Source organism: Alphaproteobacteria bacterium, from assembly GCA_024244705.1.
Lineage (GTDB): Bacteria > Pseudomonadota > Alphaproteobacteria > JAAEOK01 > JAAEOK01 > JAAEOK01.
In genome coordinates this window covers 1-22,042 of record JAAEOK010000056.1, presented here as the reverse complement: position 1 = coordinate 22,042, position 22,042 = coordinate 1, and the positions used below count along the sequence as shown (strand labels likewise).

At 65.0% G+C, this 22,042-nt stretch carries 18 protein-coding genes; 5 read left to right on the top strand and 13 right to left on the bottom strand.

The window, feature by feature from the left end; all coding sequences use genetic code 11:
* Positions 1-55 precede the first annotated feature (55 nt).
* Genes GY791_09805 through argH form a run of 4 tightly spaced genes read right to left on the bottom strand, consistent with a single transcriptional unit; the run spans position 56 to position 5,365 of the window.
* Complete coding sequence (locus GY791_09805) at positions 56-2,533, bottom strand: TIGR02302 family protein (protein ID MCP4328713.1); 2,478 nt, start codon at positions 2,531-2,533, stop codon at positions 56-58.
* On the bottom strand, positions 2,488-3,780 hold the full coding sequence (gene lysA / locus GY791_09800; protein MCP4328712.1) for a diaminopimelate decarboxylase: 1,293 nt from the start codon (positions 3,778-3,780) through the stop codon (positions 2,488-2,490). Before lysA ends, GY791_09805 begins: the two co-directional genes overlap by 46 nt.
* Positions 3,777-3,929, bottom strand: coding sequence for a hypothetical protein (locus GY791_09795; GenBank protein MCP4328711.1), 153 nt, complete (start codon positions 3,927-3,929; stop codon positions 3,777-3,779). Before GY791_09795 ends, lysA begins: the two co-directional genes overlap by 4 nt.
* Positions 3,926-5,365, bottom strand: coding sequence for an argininosuccinate lyase (argH, locus tag GY791_09790; protein ID MCP4328710.1), 1,440 nt, complete (start codon positions 5,363-5,365; stop codon positions 3,926-3,928). Before argH ends, GY791_09795 begins: the two co-directional genes overlap by 4 nt.
* Positions 5,366-5,419: 54 nt before the next feature.
* Between argH and GY791_09785 the strand changes: the two genes are divergently transcribed.
* Complete coding sequence (locus tag GY791_09785; GenBank protein MCP4328709.1) at positions 5,420-6,019, top strand: TlpA family protein disulfide reductase; 600 nt, start codon at positions 5,420-5,422, stop codon at positions 6,017-6,019.
* Between the two features lie 13 nt (positions 6,020-6,032).
* Here GY791_09785 and GY791_09780 read toward each other — a convergent pair whose 3' ends face one another.
* From GY791_09780 to GY791_09765, 4 genes are all read right to left on the bottom strand, one after another.
* The gene (locus GY791_09780) at positions 6,033-7,244 is read right to left on the bottom strand and encodes an HlyD family efflux transporter periplasmic adaptor subunit (GenBank protein ID MCP4328708.1); all 1,212 of its coding nucleotides are present in this window, start codon (positions 7,242-7,244) and stop codon (positions 6,033-6,035) included.
* A gap of 3 nt (positions 7,245-7,247) precedes the next feature.
* Complete coding sequence (locus GY791_09775) at positions 7,248-9,611, bottom strand: FtsX-like permease family protein (GenBank protein ID MCP4328707.1); 2,364 nt, start codon at positions 9,609-9,611, stop codon at positions 7,248-7,250.
* Positions 9,612-9,615: 4 nt separating this feature from the next.
* The gene (locus GY791_09770; protein MCP4328706.1) at positions 9,616-10,359 is read right to left on the bottom strand and encodes an ABC transporter ATP-binding protein; all 744 of its coding nucleotides are present in this window, start codon (positions 10,357-10,359) and stop codon (positions 9,616-9,618) included.
* A 323-nt stretch (positions 10,360-10,682) separates the two neighbouring features.
* Positions 10,683-11,360, bottom strand: a complete 678-nt coding sequence (locus GY791_09765) for a lipid-binding SYLF domain-containing protein (protein ID MCP4328705.1) — start codon at positions 11,358-11,360, stop codon at positions 10,683-10,685.
* 220 nt (positions 11,361-11,580) lie between these two features.
* Here GY791_09765 and GY791_09760 point away from each other — a divergent pair, with 220 nt between their 5' ends.
* Complete coding sequence (locus GY791_09760) at positions 11,581-12,672, top strand: hypothetical protein (GenBank protein ID MCP4328704.1); 1,092 nt, start codon at positions 11,581-11,583, stop codon at positions 12,670-12,672.
* Positions 12,673-12,697: 25 nt separating this feature from the next.
* On the opposite strand, the gene GY791_09755 is transcribed toward GY791_09760, so the two are convergent.
* The 3 genes from GY791_09755 to GY791_09745 are packed head-to-tail and all read right to left on the bottom strand — an operon-like array spanning position 12,698 to position 15,294.
* Positions 12,698-13,570, bottom strand: coding sequence for a 3-hydroxybutyryl-CoA dehydrogenase (locus tag GY791_09755; protein MCP4328703.1), 873 nt, complete (start codon positions 13,568-13,570; stop codon positions 12,698-12,700).
* A 39-nt stretch (positions 13,571-13,609) separates the two neighbouring features.
* Complete coding sequence (locus GY791_09750) at positions 13,610-14,545, bottom strand: electron transfer flavoprotein subunit alpha/FixB family protein (protein ID MCP4328702.1); 936 nt, start codon at positions 14,543-14,545, stop codon at positions 13,610-13,612.
* Positions 14,545-15,294, bottom strand: coding sequence for an electron transfer flavoprotein subunit beta/FixA family protein (locus GY791_09745; protein ID MCP4328701.1), 750 nt, complete (start codon positions 15,292-15,294; stop codon positions 14,545-14,547). Before GY791_09745 ends, GY791_09750 begins: the two co-directional genes overlap by 1 nt.
* A gap of 291 nt (positions 15,295-15,585) precedes the next feature.
* Here GY791_09745 and GY791_09740 point away from each other — a divergent pair, with 291 nt between their 5' ends.
* Positions 15,586-16,926, top strand: coding sequence for a pyridoxal-phosphate dependent enzyme (locus tag GY791_09740; protein ID MCP4328700.1), 1,341 nt, complete (start codon positions 15,586-15,588; stop codon positions 16,924-16,926).
* Between the two features lie 21 nt (positions 16,927-16,947).
* Here GY791_09740 and GY791_09735 read toward each other — a convergent pair whose 3' ends face one another.
* Positions 16,948-17,514: a cob(I)yrinic acid a,c-diamide adenosyltransferase gene (locus tag GY791_09735; GenBank protein MCP4328699.1), complete on the bottom strand. Its 567-nt coding sequence runs from the start codon at positions 17,512-17,514 to the stop codon at positions 16,948-16,950.
* A 97-nt stretch (positions 17,515-17,611) separates the two neighbouring features.
* Between GY791_09735 and GY791_09730 the strand changes: the two genes are divergently transcribed.
* Positions 17,612-19,087, top strand: coding sequence for a hypothetical protein (locus GY791_09730; GenBank protein MCP4328698.1), 1,476 nt, complete (start codon positions 17,612-17,614; stop codon positions 19,085-19,087).
* Here GY791_09730 and GY791_09725 read toward each other — a convergent pair.
* On the bottom strand, positions 19,064-19,267 hold the full coding sequence (locus GY791_09725; GenBank protein ID MCP4328697.1) for a twin transmembrane helix small protein: 204 nt from the start codon (positions 19,265-19,267) through the stop codon (positions 19,064-19,066). The genes GY791_09730 and GY791_09725 overlap by 24 nt on opposite strands.
* A 385-nt stretch (positions 19,268-19,652) precedes the next feature.
* Here GY791_09725 and GY791_09720 point away from each other — a divergent pair, with 385 nt between their 5' ends.
* Positions 19,653-21,686 (top strand): HAMP domain-containing protein, encoded by a 2,034-nt coding sequence (locus tag GY791_09720; protein ID MCP4328696.1) that lies wholly within the window; start codon positions 19,653-19,655, stop codon positions 21,684-21,686.
* Positions 21,687-22,042: the final 356 nt, after the last annotated feature.

Here is a 22,042-nt window from a genome sequence, read left to right as displayed (position 1 = left end):
TCGATGCGGCTTGTCGCCACATCCGTCGCAGTCATAAAGCGCGTCGCGAGACGGCTCAAAACCGGCGCAGCAGGCGGTCGATGTAGTCGAGTTCGTCCTGCGGCCGGCCGCGCTCGCCGGCGCGGCGACGCAGCTCGTCGAGGATCTGGCGCGCGCGCTGGATCTCGCCGATTTCGGGAATGTCGACGTTCTCGGTGTCGGGGCGTCCGAAGCCCGGCATCGGCCGGCCGAAGGGATCGCGCTGGAAACCGTTGCCTTCGCCGGTCGCTCCTTGGGCCATGCCCTGCTGGCCGCGCGCCATGACGCGGCCGCCTTCGCGCATCGAATCGAGGGCCTCGCCCTGGGGCCGGATGGCACGGCCGGGCAGGGCGCGCTTCAAGGCATCCTCGGCCCGGCGCATGGAGCCCTCGGCCTTGCCCAATTCGTCGGGGATCTGGCCATAGCGTTCGCCGAAGCGGCGCATCAGGTCGCCGAGGTCACGGCGCAGCTGCTCCTGCGATGCCGCTCCCTGTTGCGACTCGCGGCCTTCCATGCCGGACTGATCGCGACCGCCCTGTTGCCAATTGCGATGGGTGTCGTCGAGCAGGTCCTGCTGTTGCCGGATCAGGTCGCTGAGGTCGCGCAGCATTTCGCCGAGCTGGCCTTCGCCGGCCTGGCTTTGCTGCTGCATCATCGGCTGCATGTTCTCGAGGATATCCTGGAATTGCGCCAGCAGGTCCTTGGCCGCGTCGCGCGCGCCGCTGCGGGCCAATTCGCGGGCCTGCTCGAGGAGATCGCGCAAATCTTCGAATTCGAGCACCGTCGAGTTGGGATCGAACGGCATCTCCTGGGTCATCCCTTGAGGGTCGTCCGCCATGTTCTCGGCCAGCGCCTGGAGGTAACGGTCGAGGGCGCTGCGCAGGGCGTCGATCAACTGGTCGAGCTCGGCATCGGTGGCGCCGCTTTCGAGCGCTTCCATCAGCGCCTGCTGCGCGGCCCGCAAATCGCGTTCGGCCAGCGACACCTCGCCGTCCTCGATGCGCAACGCGGTGTCCCACAGCAATTGCTGGATCGCCGGGATCGCGGAATCGTCATCCGACAGCACCAGCCGCGCGCTGGCGGTCACCAGCGCCAGGAATACGACCTTGTCATCGAAGAATTGTTTCGGCCGCGACGACAGGTCGCGCAGCGCATAGGCCACGTTGCGGCGGTTTTCCGCGCGCCCATCGACCGACAGCTTGCGCCGCTCGTCGACGATGGCGCGGGCGACCGGATGTTGAAACACGCGCGCCGGCAGGTTCGCCAGGATGGGTTCGCTCCGCCCGATCTGGTCGATCGCATCCTCGGCCTCGAGCGTGATGCTGACCTCGAGACCGGCCCAGGGGTGGGGCGTGAGATCGTGATAGGCGGTGGCCTCGACCTCGGCCCGGCCAAGGTCGACAAGCCCGAGGTCGAGCTCGATCGGCGCCTCGTCCTCGATGATATTTCCCTCGCCGTCGACCCGGCGGATGGTGCTGCGCACCGCCGCCACGCCGTAATCGTCGCGGGCGAAATAGGCGACGCTGAGATGGGCGCGCTGGCTCGCCCCCGGGGGCAGGGCGAAGACGACGATCGGGGGCTGGTCGGGGATCACCTTGAGGTCCCATCCGACCAAATCGATCCCGCCGCGGCGGACGGCGAGCCGGCCGTCGCCGGTGATGGTCGCTTCGGCCTGGAAGGATTCGGCGTCCAAGGGGCTGAACGGGACAACCCCATCGCCGAATTCGAGCGCCGGTGTCTGACCCTTGCCATGGAGGCGCGCAACCACATTGCTGGTGACCGGGATCGACAACGGGGCCTCGGTGGCGGCGCCTTGATCGAGGAACAGCGGCGCCTTGCCGGTATGGACGGGCGGGGTCACCCACAATTCGAGGCTGACGACCTCGTTGTAACGCGCCGCGCTGAAATCGGGCTGAGCGGCCCGGGCGAGGTGATCGGGACCGTCAGCGCCGGCAGCGACGACGGCGACGATCAAGACCAAGAGCAAGGCCGCGCGCAGCGCCCACGGGTCGTGACGGGCCAGGCCGGGACGCGGTGCGCCGACCCTGAGGGCGGCGATCCGTTCCCGCATGCGGGCACGGTGGACCCGCCACAATCCTTCGGAAAATTGGTCGCCGCCGCCCGCCGCGAGCCCGTCGCGGAGCGCCACCAGGGGCCGGTCGGCGAGACCGCTGGCGGTCTCGATCCGGTGTTCCGCCGCGCCGCCATCGGGCCACCGCCAGGCACGGCGCGCCTGCCACAATGCAAACGCCAAGGCGGCGATGAACGCGGCCAGGATGGCCGTATGGGCCGCGCCGGGCAGCAGCGGCAAGAGGTCGAACAGGGCGATAACAAGGAACACGCCGATCACCGCCGCCGCCGGCCACAGCGCCGGCCACAGCTGCTCCCACAGCAATGCCAACCGGGCGAGCCCGAGCTTGCGCGCCACGCCGCCCGCCGGCCGTGCACCGCGGCCGGATTCGTTCGCGCTCATCCGGTTGCCTTCCGCATCGTTGCCGCCGGTTCCTGCTGCCATTTGGGCAGAAAATCCTGGGCCAACATTGCGTCATAACTTTGGCGCGGCCGGACGACCGCGTAGGCGTCGCCCCTGACCATGACTTCCGGGACCAGGGGCCGCGAATTGTAGGTCGACGACATCACCGCACCATAGGCGCCGGCGTTGCGAACGACAATCAGGTCGCCGGCACGGAGCGGCGGCAGGAGGCGGGCGAGACCGAGCCGGTCGCCGCTTTCGCACACCGGGCCGACGACATCGGCCTCGGCGCGAGTGGCGCCGCCCGGATCGTCGACGGTGTCGATCGCGTGGTAGGCATCGTACATCGAGGGTCGGACGAGGTCGTTCATCGCCGCATCGACGATGACGAAGGTCCGCGACCCGCCTTGCTTTACGACCAACACCCGGGCCAGCAGCACGCCTGCTTCGGCGACCAGGACGCGGCCCGGCTCGAAGGCGAGCGCGCAGCCGAGATCTCCGACCGTGCGGCGGACGATTGCCGCGTAGTCGTCGAACGCGGGCGGCGCTTCGCCCGCATAGTCGACCCCGAGACCGCCGCCGAGATCGAGATGGTGGATATCGTGGCCGCCGTCGCGCAGTTCGCGTACCAGCTCGGCGAGGGTGGTAAAGGCCGCTTCGTAAGGCGCGAGCTCGGTCAGTTGCGAGCCGATATGAACGGCCAGGCCGACCAGCTCGATCGCCGGCAGGGCGGCCGCGCGCTCTGCCGCGGCGGCGACATCGGCGAAGTCGATGCCGAACTTGTTCTCGCGCAGGCCGGTGGTGATTTTCTCGTGGGTCCGGGCGTCGACATTGGGATTGACCCGGATGGCGATCTCGGCGCTGCGGCCGGCGGCCTGGGCCACTTCGTTCAGCGCCTCGAGCTCGGGGATCGACTCGACATTGATCTGACGGATCCCGGCCTTGAGCGCGAACGACATTTCGGCCGCCGACTTGCCGACGCCGGAGAAGACGATGCGGCGCGGCGGCACCCCGGCCGCGAGGGCACGGCGCAACTCACCCTCGGACACCACGTCGGCGCCGGCGCCGAGATCGGCCAGCGTGCGGATCACGGCGAGGTTCGAATTGGCCTTGACCGCAAAACAGATGAGCTCGGCAACCCCGGACAGTGCCGCCGTGAATTCCCGGTACCGGTCCTCGATCGCGGTCTGCGAATAGCAATAGGCCGGCGTGCCGACCTCGGCGGCGATCCGCGCCAGGGCGACATCCTCGGCCATCATCGCGCCGCCGCGATAGGCGAAGCCGGTCATAGCGGTCGCTCTTCCTGGGGATAGCGGCGTGGGAAGGGCGTTCCCGGCTTGTCCGGCGGCGCCTCGACCGGCCCCTTGACGCCGCAGGCAGCGGCGGCGACGGCGATCCCGCCGAGCATCAGCACCCGGAGCAGGGCGCGCCGGGTCACTGGAATCGCTCCCGCGCCGCGGCGACCGCGGCGCGCACATTGCCGGCGGCGGTACCGCCATAGCTGGTGCGGCTGGCGACCGAGCTTTCCACCGTCAACACGTCGAACACCTCTCCGGTTATGCGCGGCTCGACCGACTGCAGGTCGGTCAGGGGCAGGTCGGCGAGACCGCAATTCGCTTCGTCGGCCAGCCGGACGATCCGCCCGGTGACATGATGCGCATCGCGGAACGGCATGTCGAGCGCGCGGACCAGCCAATCGGCGAGGTCGGTCGCGGTAGCGTGACCGGCATCGGCCATCGCGCGCATCGCCGCGGCGTCGACTTCGAGGTCGCGGATCATGCCGGCGGTGGCCGCGATACACATCGACAGGGTATCGGCGGCGTCGAAAACCGGCTCCTTGTCTTCCTGGAGGTCCTTGGCATAGGCCAGGGCCAGCCCCTTGACCACGGTGATCAGCCCGATCAGGGCGCCGACCACGCGGCCACTCTTGCCACGCACCAGCTCGGCGGCGTCGGGGTTGCGCTTTTGCGGCATGATCGAGCTGCCGGTGGAGAAGGCGTCGGATAGGGTGACGAAGCCGAAGCCCGGCCCCGACCATAGGGTGATCTCCTCGGCGAGGCGCGTCAGATGGGTCGCCGCGATGGCCGCCGCGGCAAGGAACTCGACGGCGAAATCACGCGCCGAAACGGCATCGAGCGAGTTCGCCATCGGCCGCTCGAAGCCGAGCGCGTCGGCGGTCATGTCGCGGTCGATGGGGAAGCTGGTCCCGGCCAAGGCGGCGGCGCCGAGGGGGCATTCGTTGAGGCGCCGAGCGCAATCGGCGAAACGGCCGCGGTCGCGTCCGGTCATTTCGACATAGGCCAACAAGTGATGGCCGAAGGTGACCGGTTGCGCCGGCTGCAGGTGCGTGAAACCGGGCATCACCGTCGCCGCGTGTTCGTCGGCGCGGTCGAGCAATGCGGCCTGCAGGTCGTGCAACTGGGTGTCGAGCGCCGCCGCCGCCTGGCGCACCCAAAGACGGAAATCGGTCGCCACCTGGTCGTTGCGCGAGCGCGCCGTGTGGAGCCGGCCGGCAGTCGGGCCGATGAGGTCGGCGAGCCGGGCCTCGATATTCATATGGATGTCTTCGTGGGCGGTGGAAAACGCGAACTCACCGCTCTCGATCTCGTGAAGAATGGCCTCTAGACCGCGGGCGATGGCGTCCCCATCTTCAGGACTGACGATGCCTTGGCGGACCAGCATTTCGGCATGAGCCTGCGAACCGGCGATGTCCTCGGCATAGAGGCGCCAGTCGAAGCCGATCGAAGCGTTGATTTCGGTCATCGCGGCCGACGGTCCAGCGGCGAAACGGCCGCCCCACAGCGCGCTGGCGGCGGTCGCCGCGGGCGGACCGGAGGCAACCGGATCGGCGTTCTTTTTCCGCTTTGCGGTCATCGGGGCCGGTCCTCTAAGATCGCGAGACGAGCGACAGGGAACAGGAGACACAGAATGGCCAATTGGCTCACTGCCCTGGCATTTGGGGTGATTTTGACCATTCCCGCCGTTCAATCAAGCGCCGAAGCGCTCGATCCCAATAACCTCACGGGTTCGTTCGAGCCATTCGAGGCCATCGATCCGCCGCGCGAGATGCCCAAACTGTCGTTCGTCGACGCCGATGGGCGGAAGCTCGACCTCGGCGATTTCGCCGGCCGCGTGGTCCTGCTCAACCTGTGGGCGACCTGGTGCGCGCCCTGTGTTCGCGAGATGCCCGACCTCGACCAAATGCAAGCGCTGCGCGGCGGCGAAGACTTCGTCGTACTGGCGTTATCCTTCGACCGCAAGGGCGTGCCCCAGGTCGAGCGCTTCTACGAACAGCGCGGCATCGAGCACCTCGGCATCTATGTCGACGACAACATGCGTAGCTTTCGCGCCATCGCCGCGCCGGCGCTGCCGACCAGCTTCATTCTCGACCGCCAAGGCCGTGCCGTCGGTATCCTGGCCGGCCCCGCTGAGTGGAGCTCCGACCAGGCGCTGGCCCTGGTCGATCACTACCTGGGACTCCTCGGCGCCAGCGCACCCCAAGAAGCGGCCGACGCGCCGGCGAACTAAAATCACCGCGGCCTCAGTCGCGCTCGGCGATACGAACCTCGCTGGCAATACGGTCGCTGGGATGCAGCACCAGCGACGCGCCCTCGGCGAGACCGTCGATGATCTCCGCTTCCAGCCCGTTGGCGTGGCCCAGCGTCACCTCACGGAGCCGTGCCCGGCCGTCCTCGGCGACATACACCGACCAGAAGTCGCCGTGGCGGAATAAGGCACTTTGCGGGACTTTCAAAACGTCTTCGTCGTGCCACAAGACGATCCGTACTTCGACGCGATAGCCGTGGCCCAGGCGGGATCGTTGGGCCACCGGATCCTCGAGATCGATGATGACGTTGACGCGTTGTTCCTCGATGCCGAGTGCGGAAACCTTGGTGAAGCCGAACGGCTCTACTCGCCTGACGCGGCCCGCCAGCGGCTCCCCGCCGCCCCATTCCTCAACGAATACGTGCTGGCCCGGACGGACCTTCACCGCGTCGGCGGAGAGCAGGTCGGCGACGATTTCCAGATTTTCCGGATCACCGATCTCGAGCAGCGGCTCTGCGGCTTGGACGACGCCGGCGCTTTCGTGGAACACACGCAACACGCGGCCGCTGACCGGGGCCCGGATCGGCACGCACTTGCAGGGCTCTTCCACGTCCCCGGCGTCGGCCGGCGAAAGCAGGCGGGCGCGCGCCGTTTCGAGCTCGTGCGCGCGCATCTCGAGCGCGGCTTCGGCGGTTTCGACCTCGGCCTGGCGGGTGTCATAGGCGCGCTCGGCGGCATCGTAGGCGCTCTCCGCGATCCACTCCTTGCGCAGCAACTTCTCGGCGCGGTCGCGCTCGATGCCGGCAAAGTCGAGTTCGGCCCGGGCCCGTCTGAGGTCGGCCGCGGCAACCTGGCGGGCGGCTTCGGCCGCGCGCAGCAGCGCCTCGGCCTCGGCGCGGCTGCGCATGTCGAGGAAGCTGGGGGCGACCGGCTCGATCTCGGCGACCACGGTGTCGCCGGCGACGACGACATCGCCGACTTCGGCCTCGATGCGAAGCACCCGACCCATCACCGGCGCCGAGACAACGAACACGTCCTTGACCCGCGTCTCGCCCTCTTCGTCGATGGTGACGACGAGGGGGCCGCGTCCCACCATGGCGATATCGACGAGCACCGGCTGGGGTCGGAAGGCATAGCCAATTCCCGCGGCGACCGCCAGGACCAGCACGCCCCAGACCGAGATTCGCCGCCACCTCCACTTCGCCATCGGTTACTCCCGTGTCTTCAGGACGGCGATCAAATCGAGCCTATCGATCCGCCGCCGTACGATCGCCGCCGAGACCGCGGTCGCCGCCAAGCCGATCAGCATTGCCCATCCGTAGGTCGACGGCAGGATAACCATCGGCACCCGGAACAGCTCGGTTTCGAAGCGGTTCGCGATCAACCATACGAGGCCGTAGCCGGCGGCGCAGCCGAGTGGCAGGGCGACAAATGTCAGCAGCGCGACCTCGCCGAGCAGGATGTAAGAAATATCGGCGCGGCTGAAACCCAAGACGCGAAGCGTGGCGAGTTCACGACCCCGTTCGGAGAGCATGATCCGGGCGCTGTTGTAGACGACGCCGAAGGCCAGGGTGCAGGAGAAGACGACGAAGAAACCGACATAGGTCAGCATCACTTCGCCCATCGTCTCGTTGAAGGTGTTGACGGCCGCGCGGCGCGACAGCACCGCGGACACCTTCGGTTGGTCCTTGAGATTCGCGAACAATGCCGGCGCATGGGCGGGATCGACGGTCAGATGAGCGATGTTGGTCGCCGGCCGCTCCCGCATCAATCGGTTCACGGCGGCCAAGTCCATATAGGCCGGCGTGCCGATATAGGTTTCGAACAGATCGACGACCGGGACTTGGCGGACCGCCCGCCGCCCTTCCAGCACCTCGACCTGGACCGCATCGCCACGCCCGACGCCGAGGATCTCCGCCAGCTTTGTCGACAGCACGAGGCCCTCCGGCGGCACGCGCACGACGTTGCCCGCGGTGTCGTAGAGTACGCTGAGTCGCGCATCGGGCGTGATGCCCTGAATCGATTCGCGATGGGTCCGATTGCCGACGCGGAAGCGGACGCTGACGAACCGCATCGGTTCGGCGTGGCCCACGCCCGGCATTCGCGCGAACTCGCCGATGACCGCGCTCGATTGCGGTTCGACCAGCCCGACCGTCACGTCCTGGTGCTGGGAGCGGAAGAAGTAGAAATCGACCATGCGGTCGATGACGTCGTTCCATTGTAGGGCGGTGATCAGCACCGCCACCGCCGCGGCGATGCCGAAGCTGGTCAGCAAGGAGCGGACCGGCCAGCGCAACACCTGGCGCAAGATGATACGGGTCGGCTGGTCGAGCCAGCGGGCGAAGGCGGACTTGGTGATCCCGGTCCGGCGATAGAGCGGCGGCGCCGGTGGCTGCATCGCTTCGGCCGGCGGCAGTGCAGCGGCGCGTCGCACCGCGCCGATCGTGCCGAATAATGCGGCGGCCAGGCTGACCAGTGCGGCGATGGCGAAGACGTTTGGGCCGGGCCGATAGAGGAGGAACGGGAAACTGAACAATTCGCCATAGGCCTGCACCAGCCAGCGTCCCATCCAGAAACCGGTCACCCAACCGACCGCGATGCCGATCGCGACGATGACGATGACCATCTTGATGTAGAGCCAGGCGACCGCCAGGTTGCCGTAGCCGAACGCCTTGAGCAGGCCGATTTCACCGCGTTCGGTGGCGATCAGGCGCGACATCACCATGTTGGTCAGAAAGGCAGCGACGGCGAGGAAGATCGTTGGCAGGATGCCCGCCATGTTCCGCAGTTGATCGATCTCGTTCATCAGGAACCAGTTCGAGATCTGGTCGTCGCGATCATAGGCGCCGATACCGCCATAGGGCGCGAGCAGCCGGTCGAGCCGATCGATGACATCGGCGGATCCCGTATTGGGCAACAGCGACAAGGCAATGGTGTTGAAGGCGCCATCGAGATCGTAGGCCGAGGCCAGTGCCTCGTGACCCATCCAGATGATGCCGTAAAGCCTATCGTCGGGCATCAGCGAACCGGGGCCGATGGCGTAGGCGAATTCCGGCGATAGCGCGATTCCGACGATCTGCAAGTCGCGCCGGTGACCGTTGAGGATGGCGCGGATTTGGTCGCCCGGCATCAGCCCATGGGCCTCGGCGAAGGGCGCGCTGACGACGATCTCGTCGGCGCGGCCGGGGGCGACCAGGCGTCCCTGGCGGAGGGCGAGCCGGTTGAGAATCGGCGCGCGTCGCTCAGGGATCGAGACGAAGGTGGCGAGCACCGGCTGCTCAACCTCCTCCAGGTCGATGATCGCCAGTTCGGTGATCCGCGCGTCGGCCGCCTGCACGCCGGGGAGCGCGGCAATGCGCCCGACCAGACGCTCCGGCGCGCGCTTCACATTGGCGAAAACATCGGCGAAGCGGTAGCGCTCGTAATAGGCGACCGCGGTCTCGTCGAGCGCCTCGACTGCGGACAGCGACATCACCAGGACGGCGATGCCCGAGGCGATGATAAGGGCGATCGCCAATACCTGCCCGCGCAGCCGCCACAGGTCGCGCAGGAGTTTCCGATCGAGGGCGCTCATCGCCTTACCAGCTCATCTCGCGCGGCGCGCGCTTGGCGGCGTTCGGCCGCTCCTCGACGATGAGGCCGTCGCCGAACAGCAGCACCCGGTCGGCCATTTCGGCGATGATCGCGTTGTGGGTGATCAGTGCCGTCGTCGTGCCCAGCTCACGGTTGACCCGGTCGATCGCCTCGAGCACGAGGATGCCAGTCTCGCTGTCGAGGGCGCCGGTCGGCTCGTCGCAGAGCAGGATATCGGGCTGCTTGGCGATGGCGCGGGCGATGGCGACCCGTTGCTGCTCGCCGCCCGATAGCTGGGCCGGGAAATGGTTCAGCCGGTCGCCCAAATCGACCAGGGCGAGGGCCTCGGCGGGGGCAATCGGCGCCGGCGCGATTTCGGTCACCAGGGCGACGTTCTCGAGCGCGGTCAGGCTGGGGATCAGGTTGTAGAACTGGAAGACGAAGCCGACATGGTCGCGGCGAAAGCGGGTCAGCGCCCCGTCGTCGTAATCGGTAAGCTCCTCGTCCCGGAAGTAGACATGCCCGGAAGTCGGCTTATCGAGGCCGCCGAGGATGTTGAGCAGGGTCGATTTGCCGCTCCCCGACGGGCCAAGCAGAACGACGAGTTCGGATTCGTAAAGCACGAAGTCGAGCCCGCGCAGCGCATGCACCTCGACGTCGCCGGTGCGGTAGACCTTCGTCAGACCCGACGCGGTCAGCGTCGCATGGCGGGCGTCGACCGACGCGGCGGAGTGGCGGGCCGGCACCATCGTGACAAGCCTTCCCTAGCGAAGTTTCCGAATCCCCGCATCTAGCGGCGGCCGCCGGCCGCCTGCATTGACGTATATCATGCAGGGGCGGGCAGATCGGAGGAGCGGGCCATACGGTGCCGCTCCGACAGCTCGCAGCCCTCATGAAACCGGCACGGGAGAGACGCCGCAGGACTCGCGCGGCGTGCAAGGATTACCTGCCGGCCACAGTCAGCGCCGCCACGGATCGAATCGCGGCGGCGGGGTCGAGAACGATGTCGAAATGGCGCCGGGTCGCCCGAAGCGGCAATCGCGCAGGCGACCCGGTTCAGAATGAAGTCGTCTTACAGCGATGCGTCGGCGACCGCTTTGCGCAGGGCGTCGGCGCCGGGATTGCTGACGTCGCGGACGATGGTGATGTCGCTCGACCGCGCCGGCTTGCCGTAATACTGCTCATTATAGGAGGGGCGCGGGCTGACCACCGAACCCTCTACCGTAAGGCCGCCGAACAGGCCCTTGTCGCGCGAGAACAGGAGGATATCGGCGGTCTGCGCCGCCACGCCCGTTCCCACCGGGCCGACGGCGATACTGGCATCGGCGCCCAACTTGACGTCGGTCGACAGGAGCGCGTCCATGCCGCTCTGCGTCATCACCAGCATCAGCACGTTGGAAACCTCGCCGCCGATCTGCAGCCCGAAGGTCACTGCGCCAAGCGAGTAGAACGCGGGATAGCTCCAATCGTCCTTGGTGGCGCCGCGTCCGAGCAGGACGGCGTTGCCGCCGGAGCCGCCGAAGATGAACCCGGCCTTGACCAGGCGCGGGACGATCAGGACGCCCTTGGCCCCACCGATGTGCTGGCGGAACCAAGTCTTGTCGGGGTCGGCGATGAACTCGTTGATCGTTTGGGTCGCCAGATCGACGGTGTTTTGCCGTTTTTCCAGATCGGTCGCGCCCGAACTCAAACAACCAGCGAGAGCGAGCAGGAGTAGGGCGGCGAGACCGCGTTTGGCGTAGTTCAGCATCAATTTATTCCTCTTTTGAAATTTCCGTACCGAATACCTGCGATCCGCCCCGCCGATCCGGGCAGGCACGTTGCCGCCCAACTGTAGCAGACCGGCGGTGGGAAAACAGATGAATCCCTGTTGCCGCCCGGGACGGCCCTAAGTTGCACATTTTCGGATCGTACCCGGATCGGCTACACTCCCTGCCGTCGTCCAGATGCCGGTGATTGAGGAGGATACCATGGCTTCCAAGAAGAAGGCCGCCACCAGGAAATCACCCGGCAAGGCAAAGGCCGTTCAGCTTTGCGAGCTGCCGCCGGTCCCCGACCGCGCCCTGCCCGATGGGCTCGGGCCGCGACGCATGTCGCTCATCCGCGATATCGAGAAGAAGTGGGTAAACGGTACTGCGCTGCAATATCACTTCCTCGACGCACCGAAGGCGTGGAAGGGCAACAACAAGCAAAAAAAGGCGATGCGCGATGCGTTCCGCGAGTGGAAGGACCTCGGCATCGGCCTCCGCTTCGCCGAGGTCGACGATCCGCAAGACGCCGAAATCCGCATCGCCTTCGAGCCCGGCGTGTCGTGGTCCTATGTCGGCCGGGACATCATCGATCTCGTGCCCGACCCCCACGACCGGACAATGAACCTGGGCTGGGACCTGACCACGCTGCACGGCCATGACACGGCGCTTCACGAGATCGGCCATGCGCTCGGCTTCCCCCACGAGCACCAGAATCCCAATTCCGGCATCGTCTGGGACGAAGAAAAGGTCTACCAAACGTTCGCCGGTCCGCCCAACAATTGGAGCCGCAGCAAGACCTTCTTCAACATCATCCGAAAGATCGACGTTTCCGAGGTTGAGGGCTCGGTGTGGGACCAGGACTCGGTCATGCACTATTCGTTTCCATCGGGCCTGATTATCGAGCCGGCGACGTTCAAGAAATTCGCCCTGGTGCCGAAGCCAGGCCTATCTCCGATCGACACCGATCGGGTCAAGGCATTCTACCCGCCGCTCGAGGACGCGGAGCTTCCCGAATTGACCGCCTTCGAATCGACGCCGGTCGCCATCGGCGCCGGCGAACAGCTGAATTTCAGAATCCACCCCGAGGAGAGCCGTCGCTACGTGATCCAGACCTTTGGCGCCTTCGACAGCATCATGGTGCTGTTCGATGACAGCGATGGCGCGCCGGCCTATGTCGCCGGCGACGACGACAGCGGCAGCGATTTCAATGCCCGTATCGAAACGCGCATGGTTCGCGGCCGGCAATACGTCCTGCGGTTGCGGCTTTATTATGCCCTCGCCGCCGGCCAGGGCGCGCTGATGTTGTGGTGAGGCGCGGCGGGCGACGCCCCGGCGGTCAGCGGGTCGGGACCGGGGTGTCGGTGGAATAGTCGTAGAAGCCGCGCCCCGCCTTGCGGCCGATCCAACCGGCCTCGACGTATTTGACGAGCAGCGGGCACGGTCGGTATTTGCTGTCGGCGAGACCGTCATAGAGCACGCTCATGATCGACAGGCAGGTGTCGAGGCCGATGAAATCGGCGAGCTCGAGCGGCCCCATCGGATGGTTGGCGCCGAGTCGCATCGCCTTGTCGATCGAATCGACCGTGCCGACACCCTCGTAAAGCGTGTAGACCGCCTCGTTGATCATCGGCAGCAGGATGCGATTGACGATGAAGGCGGGAAAATCCTCGGCGAGGGCCACCGTCTTGCCCAGCTTGTCGGCCAGGGCGCGGATCTCCTTGTGGGTTTCGTCCGAGGTTGCCAGCCCCCGGATCAACTCGACCAGGGCCATCACCGGCACCGGGTTCATGAAATGCATGCCCATGAATTTTTCCGGCCGGTCGGTGGCCGCGGCGAGACGGGTGATCGAAATCGACGAGGTGTTCGATGCCAGCAGCGCCTCGGGCTTCAGACCCGGGCACAGCGACTTGAGGATGTCGCGTTTCACTTCTTCGTTTTCGGTCGCCGATTCGATGACCACGTCGCAAGCGCCAAAATCATCGAAACCGGTTGTCGTCCCTATCCGGCCAAGGGCGGCGGTAACATCGCCGTCGCCGATAGTGCCGCGTTTGGCTTGCCGCTTGAGATTTTTTTCAATCGATTGCATCGCCTGCTGGAGCCTGGCGTCATCGATATCGGACAAGACGACGTCGAAACCCGCCAGCGCGCAGACATGGGCGATGCCGTTGCCCATCTGACCGGCGCCGATCACCCCGATTTTCTCTATCATGGCTCGATTACCCAGATGCTGTCGTTGCCGTCCAACCGGCTATTTGTTGAGCTCCGCCTCGAGTTCCGGCAACGCCTTGAAAAGGTCCGCGACTAGGCCGTAATCGGCGACCTGGAAGATCGGCGCTTCCTCGTCCTTGTTGATGGCGACGATAACCTTGCTGTCCTTCATGCCGGCGAGGTGCTGGATCGCTCCCGAAATACCGACGGCGATATAAAGATCGGGCGCGACCACTTTACCGGTTTGGCCGACTTGGTAGTCGTTGGGCACGAAGCCGGCATCGACCGCGGCCCGCGACGCGCCGATCGCCGCGCCGAGCCTGTCGGCGATTCCGTCAAGCAGGCTGAAATTGTCGCCGCTTTGCATGCCGCGGCCGCCGGAGATCACGATCCGTGCGGTCGTGAGCTCGGGGCGCACCGATTCGGTGAGCTCCTGGCCGAGGAATGAGGATAGTCCCGCATCGCCTGCGCCGTCGATCGCCGCCACCGTCGCCGCACCGCCGTCCGCGGCGGCCGGCTCGAAGGCGGTGCCGCGGACCGAGATGATTTTGACCGCGTCGGTCGATTGTACGGTGGCCAAGGCATTGCCGGCATAGATCGGACGGACGAACGTATCCGGTGCCTCGACGGCGATGATCTCGGAGATCATCTGGGTGTCGAGCAGGGCCGCGGCGCGCGGCAGGACGTTCTTGCCGGAGGTGGTCGCGGCGGCCAGGACATGGCTATAATTGGGCGCCAGCTCGACTACCAGCGGCGCCAGATTCTCGGCCAGCCGGTGCCCGTAATGGGCGCCGTCGGCGACCAAGACCTTGGCGATGCCCGCGACCTTGGCGGCTTCTTCCGCGGCGCCGGCGCAATTCTCTCCGGCGACCAGGATGTCGATGTCGCCGCCGATCTGCCGCGCCGCGGTAACCGCGTTCAGCGTCGCCGGCGACAGGGACGCATTGTCGTGTTCCGCGAGGACGAGAATGCCCATCAGATCACCTTCGCATCGTTGCGGAGTTTATCGACCAGTTCGGCCGCGCTTTCGACCTTGATGCCGGCCTCGCGCTTGGGCGGCTCTCCGACTTTGAGAGTCTTCAGCCGCGGCGCCACGTCGACGCCCAAATCCGCCGGGGTCAAGACGTCGATCGGCTTCTTCTTCGCTTTCATGATGTTGGGCAGCGAGGCGTAGCGCGGCTCGTTGAGGCGGAGGTCGGTGGTGATGATGCACGGCATCTTGAGCGACACTGTTTCGAGACCGCCGTCGACCTCGCGGGTCACCTTGGCGGTATCGCCTTCGATCACGACCTTGGAGGCGAAGGTACCCTGCGCCCAGCCCAGCAGCGCCGCCAGCATCTGGCCGGTCTGATTCGAATCGTCATCGATGGCCTGCTTGCCGAGGATGACCAGTGACGGGCCTTCCTTGTCGACGATCGCCTTGAGCAATTTGGCCACCGCGAGCGGCTGCAATTCATCGTCGGTATGCACCAAGATGCCGCGGTCGGCGCCCATCGCGAGCGCCGTGCGAATCGTTTCCTGGCACTGCTGGATACCGAGCGAGATGGCAATGACCTCTTCGGCCACGCCGGCTTCCCTGAGGCGTATCGCCTCCTCGACGCCGATTTCGTCGAATGGGTTCATCGACATCTTGACGTTGGCCGTCTCGACGCCGGAGCCATCGGGTTTGACGCGGATCTTGACGTTGTAGTCGATCAGCCGCTTGACCGGAACGAGGACTTTCATCTCCCGCCTCTACGCAATTTCCTCGATTGTACTGGAAAAGGACGCCACCGGAGCCCCAAACGCGCGCGTCCCAGCAGCCTTTTCGCGGGTGCACAATAAGTCGATGACAAATGCGTGTCAATCAACGGCGGGCCGATTTTCAAGCCGTCGAATCGCCTCTGTCCGGCGCCGCCGCGATGGCTATAATCGTCCCCTTCGAACGCGGCGTGGGAAGCGAATGGTGATAACGAAAAGCAGACGGCCCGGCCGGTGAAGGGACCTCCTCCTCCGGTCGTCAGCGACGCGCTGGCGATGATCGGCGGCACACCCGTGGTCGAGTTCAAGAACCTCGATACCGGACCCTGTCGGCTGTTCGGCAAGCTCGAACAATACAACCCGGGCGGCTCGATCAAGGACCGCATCGCCATGACCATGGTCGAGGGCGCCGAACGGGAGGAAAAAATCAAGCCGGGTGGCACCTTGGTCGAGGCGACGTCGGGCAATACCGGCGTGGGGCTGGCGCTGGTGGCGGCGCTCAAGGGCTACCGCATGGTCATCGTCATCCCCGACAAGATGAGCCAGGAGAAGATTCAGCACCTTCGCGCGTTTGGCGCCGAGGTCATCGTGACGCGCTCGGATGTGCCGCCCGGACACCCCGAAAACTATCAAACCATGGCGCGACGTATCGCCGATGAGACGGAGAACGCGTTCTACGTCTATCAACACGGCAACGTACATAACCCGCGGGCGCACGAAAAAGGCACCGGGCCGGAGATCTGGGCCCAGATGGATCACGATATCGATGCCCTCGTCCTCGGTGTTGGCACCGGTGGGACGCTGACCGGTCTCGGCCGGTATTTTCGGGGCGTTCAGCCGGATATCGAAGTCGTGCTGGCCGACCCCGTTGGCTCGATCCTGGTCGACTATGTCGAAACCGGGGAGCTGATCGAGCCGGGGGCGTGGCTGGTCGAGGGTATCGGCGAAGACGACCTGCCGCCGATCGGCGATCTGTCCCTGATCGACAAGGCCTACCGGGTCAGCGATGCCGAAAGCTTCGCGGCGGCGCGCGAACTGGTCCGCAAAGAGGGTGTGCTGGGCGGTTCGTCGACCGGTACCTTGGTCTCGGCGGCGCTGCGCTATTGCCGCGAGCAGAGCGAACCGAAACGCGTCGTCGTCATCATTCCCGATCGCGGCGACAAGTACCTGTCCAAAATGTACAACGATTATTGGATGCTCGATCAGGGCTTCGTCAAGCGCGAGCAGGAAGGCAATCTGTGCGACCTCATCGCACGCCGGCACGAGGGCCACGAGGACTTTACCGTCACCCCGGACGATACTTTGCTCGCCGCCTACGGACGGATGAAACTGTACAACGTGTCTCAGCTGCCGGTGTTCGAGGACGGCGCGATCGTTGGCATCATCGATGAAATGGACCTGCTGAGCGCGGTGTTCGGCCACGAACGGGATTTCGCCAAGCCGCTGCGCGATTCGATGACGACGCGGCTCGAGACCTTGCAATGCAGCGCGCCGCTCGGCGACCTGGTGGCGTTGCTGCGCGACGGTTATGTCGCGCTCATTTTCCAGGGCGATGCCTATCGCGGATTGGTCACCCGCATCGATTTGCTCAACTACCTGCGCCGCCGCGCGCAGTAGCCGCCAAACGCGTCGCCGACGTCACCGGTTGGCGCCCGGTCGCCACAGCACATCGCCGCGGCCGTCTTCGTTGAGGTGGCGCGACAGCACGAACAGGTGGTCCGACAAACGGTTGATGTATTGCAGCGCGTAGGCATTGACCGGCTCGCTGGTGGCGAGTTCCGTCATCAGCCGCTCGGCGCGCCGAACGATGGTGCGTGCCGCATGGACGTGGGCCGCCGCCGCGCTGCCGCCGGGTAGAATGAACGAACTCAGCGGTTCGAGTGCGGCGTTCATGTCGTCGATCTCGTGTTCCAAACGCTCGACCTGGGCGGCCGAGATGCGCAGCGCCTTGGCGGACTTGTCCGACCCGTCGTCGGGCACACAAAGGTCGGCGCCGAGATCGAACAGATCGTCCTGGATCCGCCGCAGCAAAGCGTCGGTGTCGCCGCCGGTGTGGAGACGGGCGAGCCCGACGGCCGCATTGGCTTCGTCGGTGGTGCCGTAGGCGGCGACCCGCGGGTCGTGTTTGGCGACCCGCGCGCCCATGCCGAGGGAGGTTTCACCGCCGTCGCCGCCGCGGGTATAGATTTTGTCGAGCTTGACCATGCTGCGCCCTTTCGTTGAGTGGCGAGACTCGCCTGTTCCCGTGCCGGGGAATAATGCATAAGTCTCGGCGCTAGCGCGACCATGTCGAGTATGCCGCTTGATGCACGCGGATCAGAAACGGTTTCGGGCAATTGGCGCCGACCGCGTTGCGGTTGCGATTCTCATCGCATGCGTTCTGCTGGTCACCTGGACCAACATCGACCGGCGCTCGGTTTTCGATCTGAGCGGTCAATTTACCGACATCGCCTTTAACCTGGCGACCACCGGCAGCTTCGCCTGGCGTGCCACCGATGACGGCGAGGCGCAGCCGACGATCATCCGCGAACCTGCCTATCCGGCATATTTGGCAATAGGCATGGCGGCTCTGCTCGGGGCGCCGCCGCCCGATATCGCGTGCCTGCTCGAATCTCCGTCGAGCTGTCCGGACCTCCGGGACGGGCTCGTTTTCATGCACATGTTCCTGCTCGTCGCCATCGCGCTGCTGATTTACGCGGCGGCGGTATGGCTCTGCGGTCGCGGCTGGTTGGCGGTATTGGCCGTGGCCCTGTTTCTTTTCCAAGGCAACGCGATCTTTTATGCCGCGGCGACCTTCGTATCCGAACCCTTGGCCACCCTCTTGTTGACCGCCCATGCCTTCGCGATCGCATTGCTGGCGCAGAATCCCGGCCGCCGCTGGGTCGCGATCGTGGCCGGGGTCAGCCTCGGCCTCCTGGTGCTGACCAAGGCGATCTTCCTATTCTATATTTTCGGCGGCCTCGCCATTCTCATTGCGATGACGTTTTTCAGCCGCGGTCGCCACAGCGCCGCGTTCGTTCCGCTCTCCTGGATCGTCTTGATCGCGCTCGCCATGGCCTCGGCATGGGTGGCGCGCAATATCGTCGTCGTCGATACGGTCCAATTCACCCAGCGCGGCCATGGATTGCTGTTGCGCCGCGCCGAATACGACATGATGACCTGGGACGAGGCGTTCGCCGGATTGGTCTATTACGCGCCCTATGTCGGCGAGGACCTGGCCGCCGCCTATCTCGAGCCCGGCCAATACGAAATGCTGTCGACCCACAACGTCGACGGTTATCACGTGCGCATCAAATATGACCGCGGCGTGGTCAATGCGCGTCAGCAGGCCAACATCGATGCTCTGGGCGGGCGCTATCGCAACCTGGTCAAGATGCTGACGCCGCTGCAGGTGATGGCGGAGAACCCGGTCAAGCACGTCGCCGTGTCCGGGCTGTTGATGTGGCGGGGGATGGCCTACGAAACCGCCGGAAAATGGACTGGGATCGATGCCGTCGATCGGCGAATCGGTTTCGCCGCCCGAATGTTCTCGGTGTTGCTGTTGCCGGCGATGGTGTGGGCCGCGATCAGGGCCTGGCGCCGACGCCGCCGGCCGGTCCTCGTCTTTCTGCTGCCGTCGCTCTACGTCGTCGTCAGCCACGCTTTGATCACCGACAACGTGCCCCGGCACATCGAGCCGACGATCCCGTGCGCCATCGTTGCGCTGTGCTGGTTGATCCGCGACACGACCGCGATCCGTGGTGAGAAACCCGGGCTAGCTGCGATTGACCAGCCATAGCAACACCAGCAGCAGGACGACGGTGGCTTGCAGGCCGACCCTCCAGCGCATGAAGTGATTGCCGTACTTGCGGTTGAAGTCACCGCCACGAAACATCGATACCACGCCGATCAACAGCGCGGCGACGACACCCGCCAAGGCAATGTAGATCAGGATTTCGAGAATTTCCGCTACCGCCATCCGGGATGTATAGACTCGACCCCTTGACCGGCCTAGAGCCTTATCGAATCATACGGGATCAATTCTGTTGCGGTTTGGGCGTGCCAGGCCGCAAGGCGCCGTCCGAAACGCGATGCCGAAGCATCGGGTGAGGGCGGCAACGCCGCGGATGGCCGCCCAAACGCAACCCCGTCGGGCCGCGGCCTTTTTCGCCATGACGGCGTCAACCGCCTTGACCGGATGCGGGATACGCTCTGCGGCGCTTTCCTGGTCACGGCGAAAAATGCCGGCGGCAGAATGGTTCCGTATGATTCGATAAGGCTCTCGTCCGGAATTCGTTTGCCCGTCGGATTCCCTGGGCGCTAGGTTCAGGGGGATTGCACCGCTGCTGACGGCCAATGAACAAATGGGTGCCGAAACGGACGTGACATCGCAGGGGCCGGGGCCGGCCGGGACGAAACCGCCGTCCGCCGACCAGGATCGCGGCAACAAGTCGATCGTCCGACAGATGTGGCGCTCGCTCGCAATGCTGCTCGTCGTGCTGGTGGTCAGCGCCATCGTGTCCGGTTATTTGCTTCTTGGCATCGTCAACATCGTGCGCCAGATCATCGAGGTTGAGGATCCTTTGGAGCGGGCGGCCTTGGAGATGGAAATCAACGCCGGCGAGGCGACCTACTCGATACTCAACTACGTCACCCATCCGGATCCGCGTCAAATCGATCGGTTCGAAGATTCGAACATGGATTTCGCCCGCTACGCCGAACAGTTTTCTACCCTGACGAAAGGCGGTCCCGACGAGGCTCTCGGAGATTCGGTTCTTGCGCTGCAGCGCGCTTACCAGCAGTCCGGAGAGGAGATCATCGCCACGGTCGCCAAACGAACCGCCGATCTGACGACCGTGCGTCAGAAGATTAGGGAGATCGATGCGCTGATCGACGACACGCTGCAGCCGGGCTTCGAACGGTCGGACCCGGATCACGTGACGAAACTCGCTGCGGCTTTGGAGATGGAGATCAACACCGACGAGGCCTTCGCCGCGGTCGAGAGTTATATGCACGAACCGGACGAAGAGCAGCGACGCGAGTTCGAAGACGCGATGTCCGATTTCCAGCGCTTCGAATCGCAATATCGGACGACCCCCATGTCGAGCGCCGAGACCAACGTCCTGGACCATATCAGCGCGGAGTTCGCCGCCGCGGCCGCCCTGGGTACGGTGATGATTCAGCAGACCGATCACTTGAACGATACGCTGGCCCGTTTCCGGGGCGAGATCGAGGAATTCGACGACGTCATGGACGATCACGTCCAGATGGTCGTCCTCGATCGTAAGATGACGGCCCATGCCCAGACCCAGGGCGCCAGTTGGACGGCCCTCCTGGTCATCCTGGTGATGGCCCTATTCATCCTCGCCGTCGTCGGGCTGTCGACTTGGGTCACGACGCGAAAGATCGTTCGCTCGTTTTGGCTGCTTGTATTCGGTATCGATCAATACGCGGAAGGCAATTTGGATCACCGCATTGAGATCAAGGCCGACGACGAACTCGGCAAGCTCGGTCTTGCCTTCAACAAGATGGTCGAACAACGAAAGGCGGCGATCGACGCGCTCGACGAAAAGAACCGGGTGCTGGCCGAACTGTCATCGAAATTGTCGAAGTACCTGTCACCTCAGGTTTACGAGTCGATCTTCCGCGGCGAGCAGGAGGTGGCGATTTCGACCACGCGCAAGAAGCTCACGGTCTTTTTTTCCGATATCAAGGATTTCACCGCCACCACCGACGATCTCGAGCCCGAGGAACTGGCGTATCTGCTCAACGATTATCTGACCGAGATGTCCGAAATCGCACTCGCTCACGGCGCCACCATCGACAAATACGTCGGCGATGCCATGCTTCTGTTCTTCGGCGACCCGACGACGAAGGGTGTGCAGGAGGACGCGCTGGCCTGCGTGCGCATGGCGATCGCGATGCAGCGCTGCATGGTGGGCGTGCGGGCGAAATGGCGGGACCGCGGCCTCGAGCGGCGGTTTCACGTGCGCATCGGCATCAACACAGGCTTTTGCAATGTCGGCAATTTCGGCAGCGAGGAGCGCATGGATTACACCATCATCGGCGGCGAAGTGAACCTCGCCGCGCGCCTCGAAGGCGCGGCCCCGGTCGATGGCATCATGATGGCCCACGAAACCCACGCCTTGGTCAAGAACGAGATTGCCGCCGAAGAGCAGGAGCCGATCACGGTCAAGGGCTTTCCCCATCCGGTGCGAACCTATGCGGTAACCGGCATCTATGACGACATCGATTCGGGACCATCGTTTATTCATGCCGAGAGCGAGGCCTTGCGTTTGCATGTCGACCTCAACAAGCTCGACGCCGAGGGTCGCCGCGCCGCCGCCGATGAATTGGAGCGCCAAGCCGCACGACTGCGCGAAGAAACGGACGAATAGAGGGGGAGCCACGCGGCTCCGGAGGGGTTTCGATGAGCGAACCGAAAACGCATAGTTACAGCGCGACCATCACCTGGGACGGTCCGGGCGATACGCCGGGCTTCGACTACGAGACCTATTCGCGGGCTTACCGCACCGAGATCGACGGCAAGCCGGCGATCCCTGGATCTTCGGACCCGTCGTTCCGCGGCGACAGCGGCCGTCACAATCCCGAAGACTTATACCAAGTCTCTGTGAGTGGGACTCATATAGGGGCTTTCCGGAACGGTGTTTTTCTGATTCAAGATGGCAAACGGATGGAGGTTTGCCATGGGTTCTCCGGTTTCACTTCGAGACGATTTTGGTGCGGCCGGACT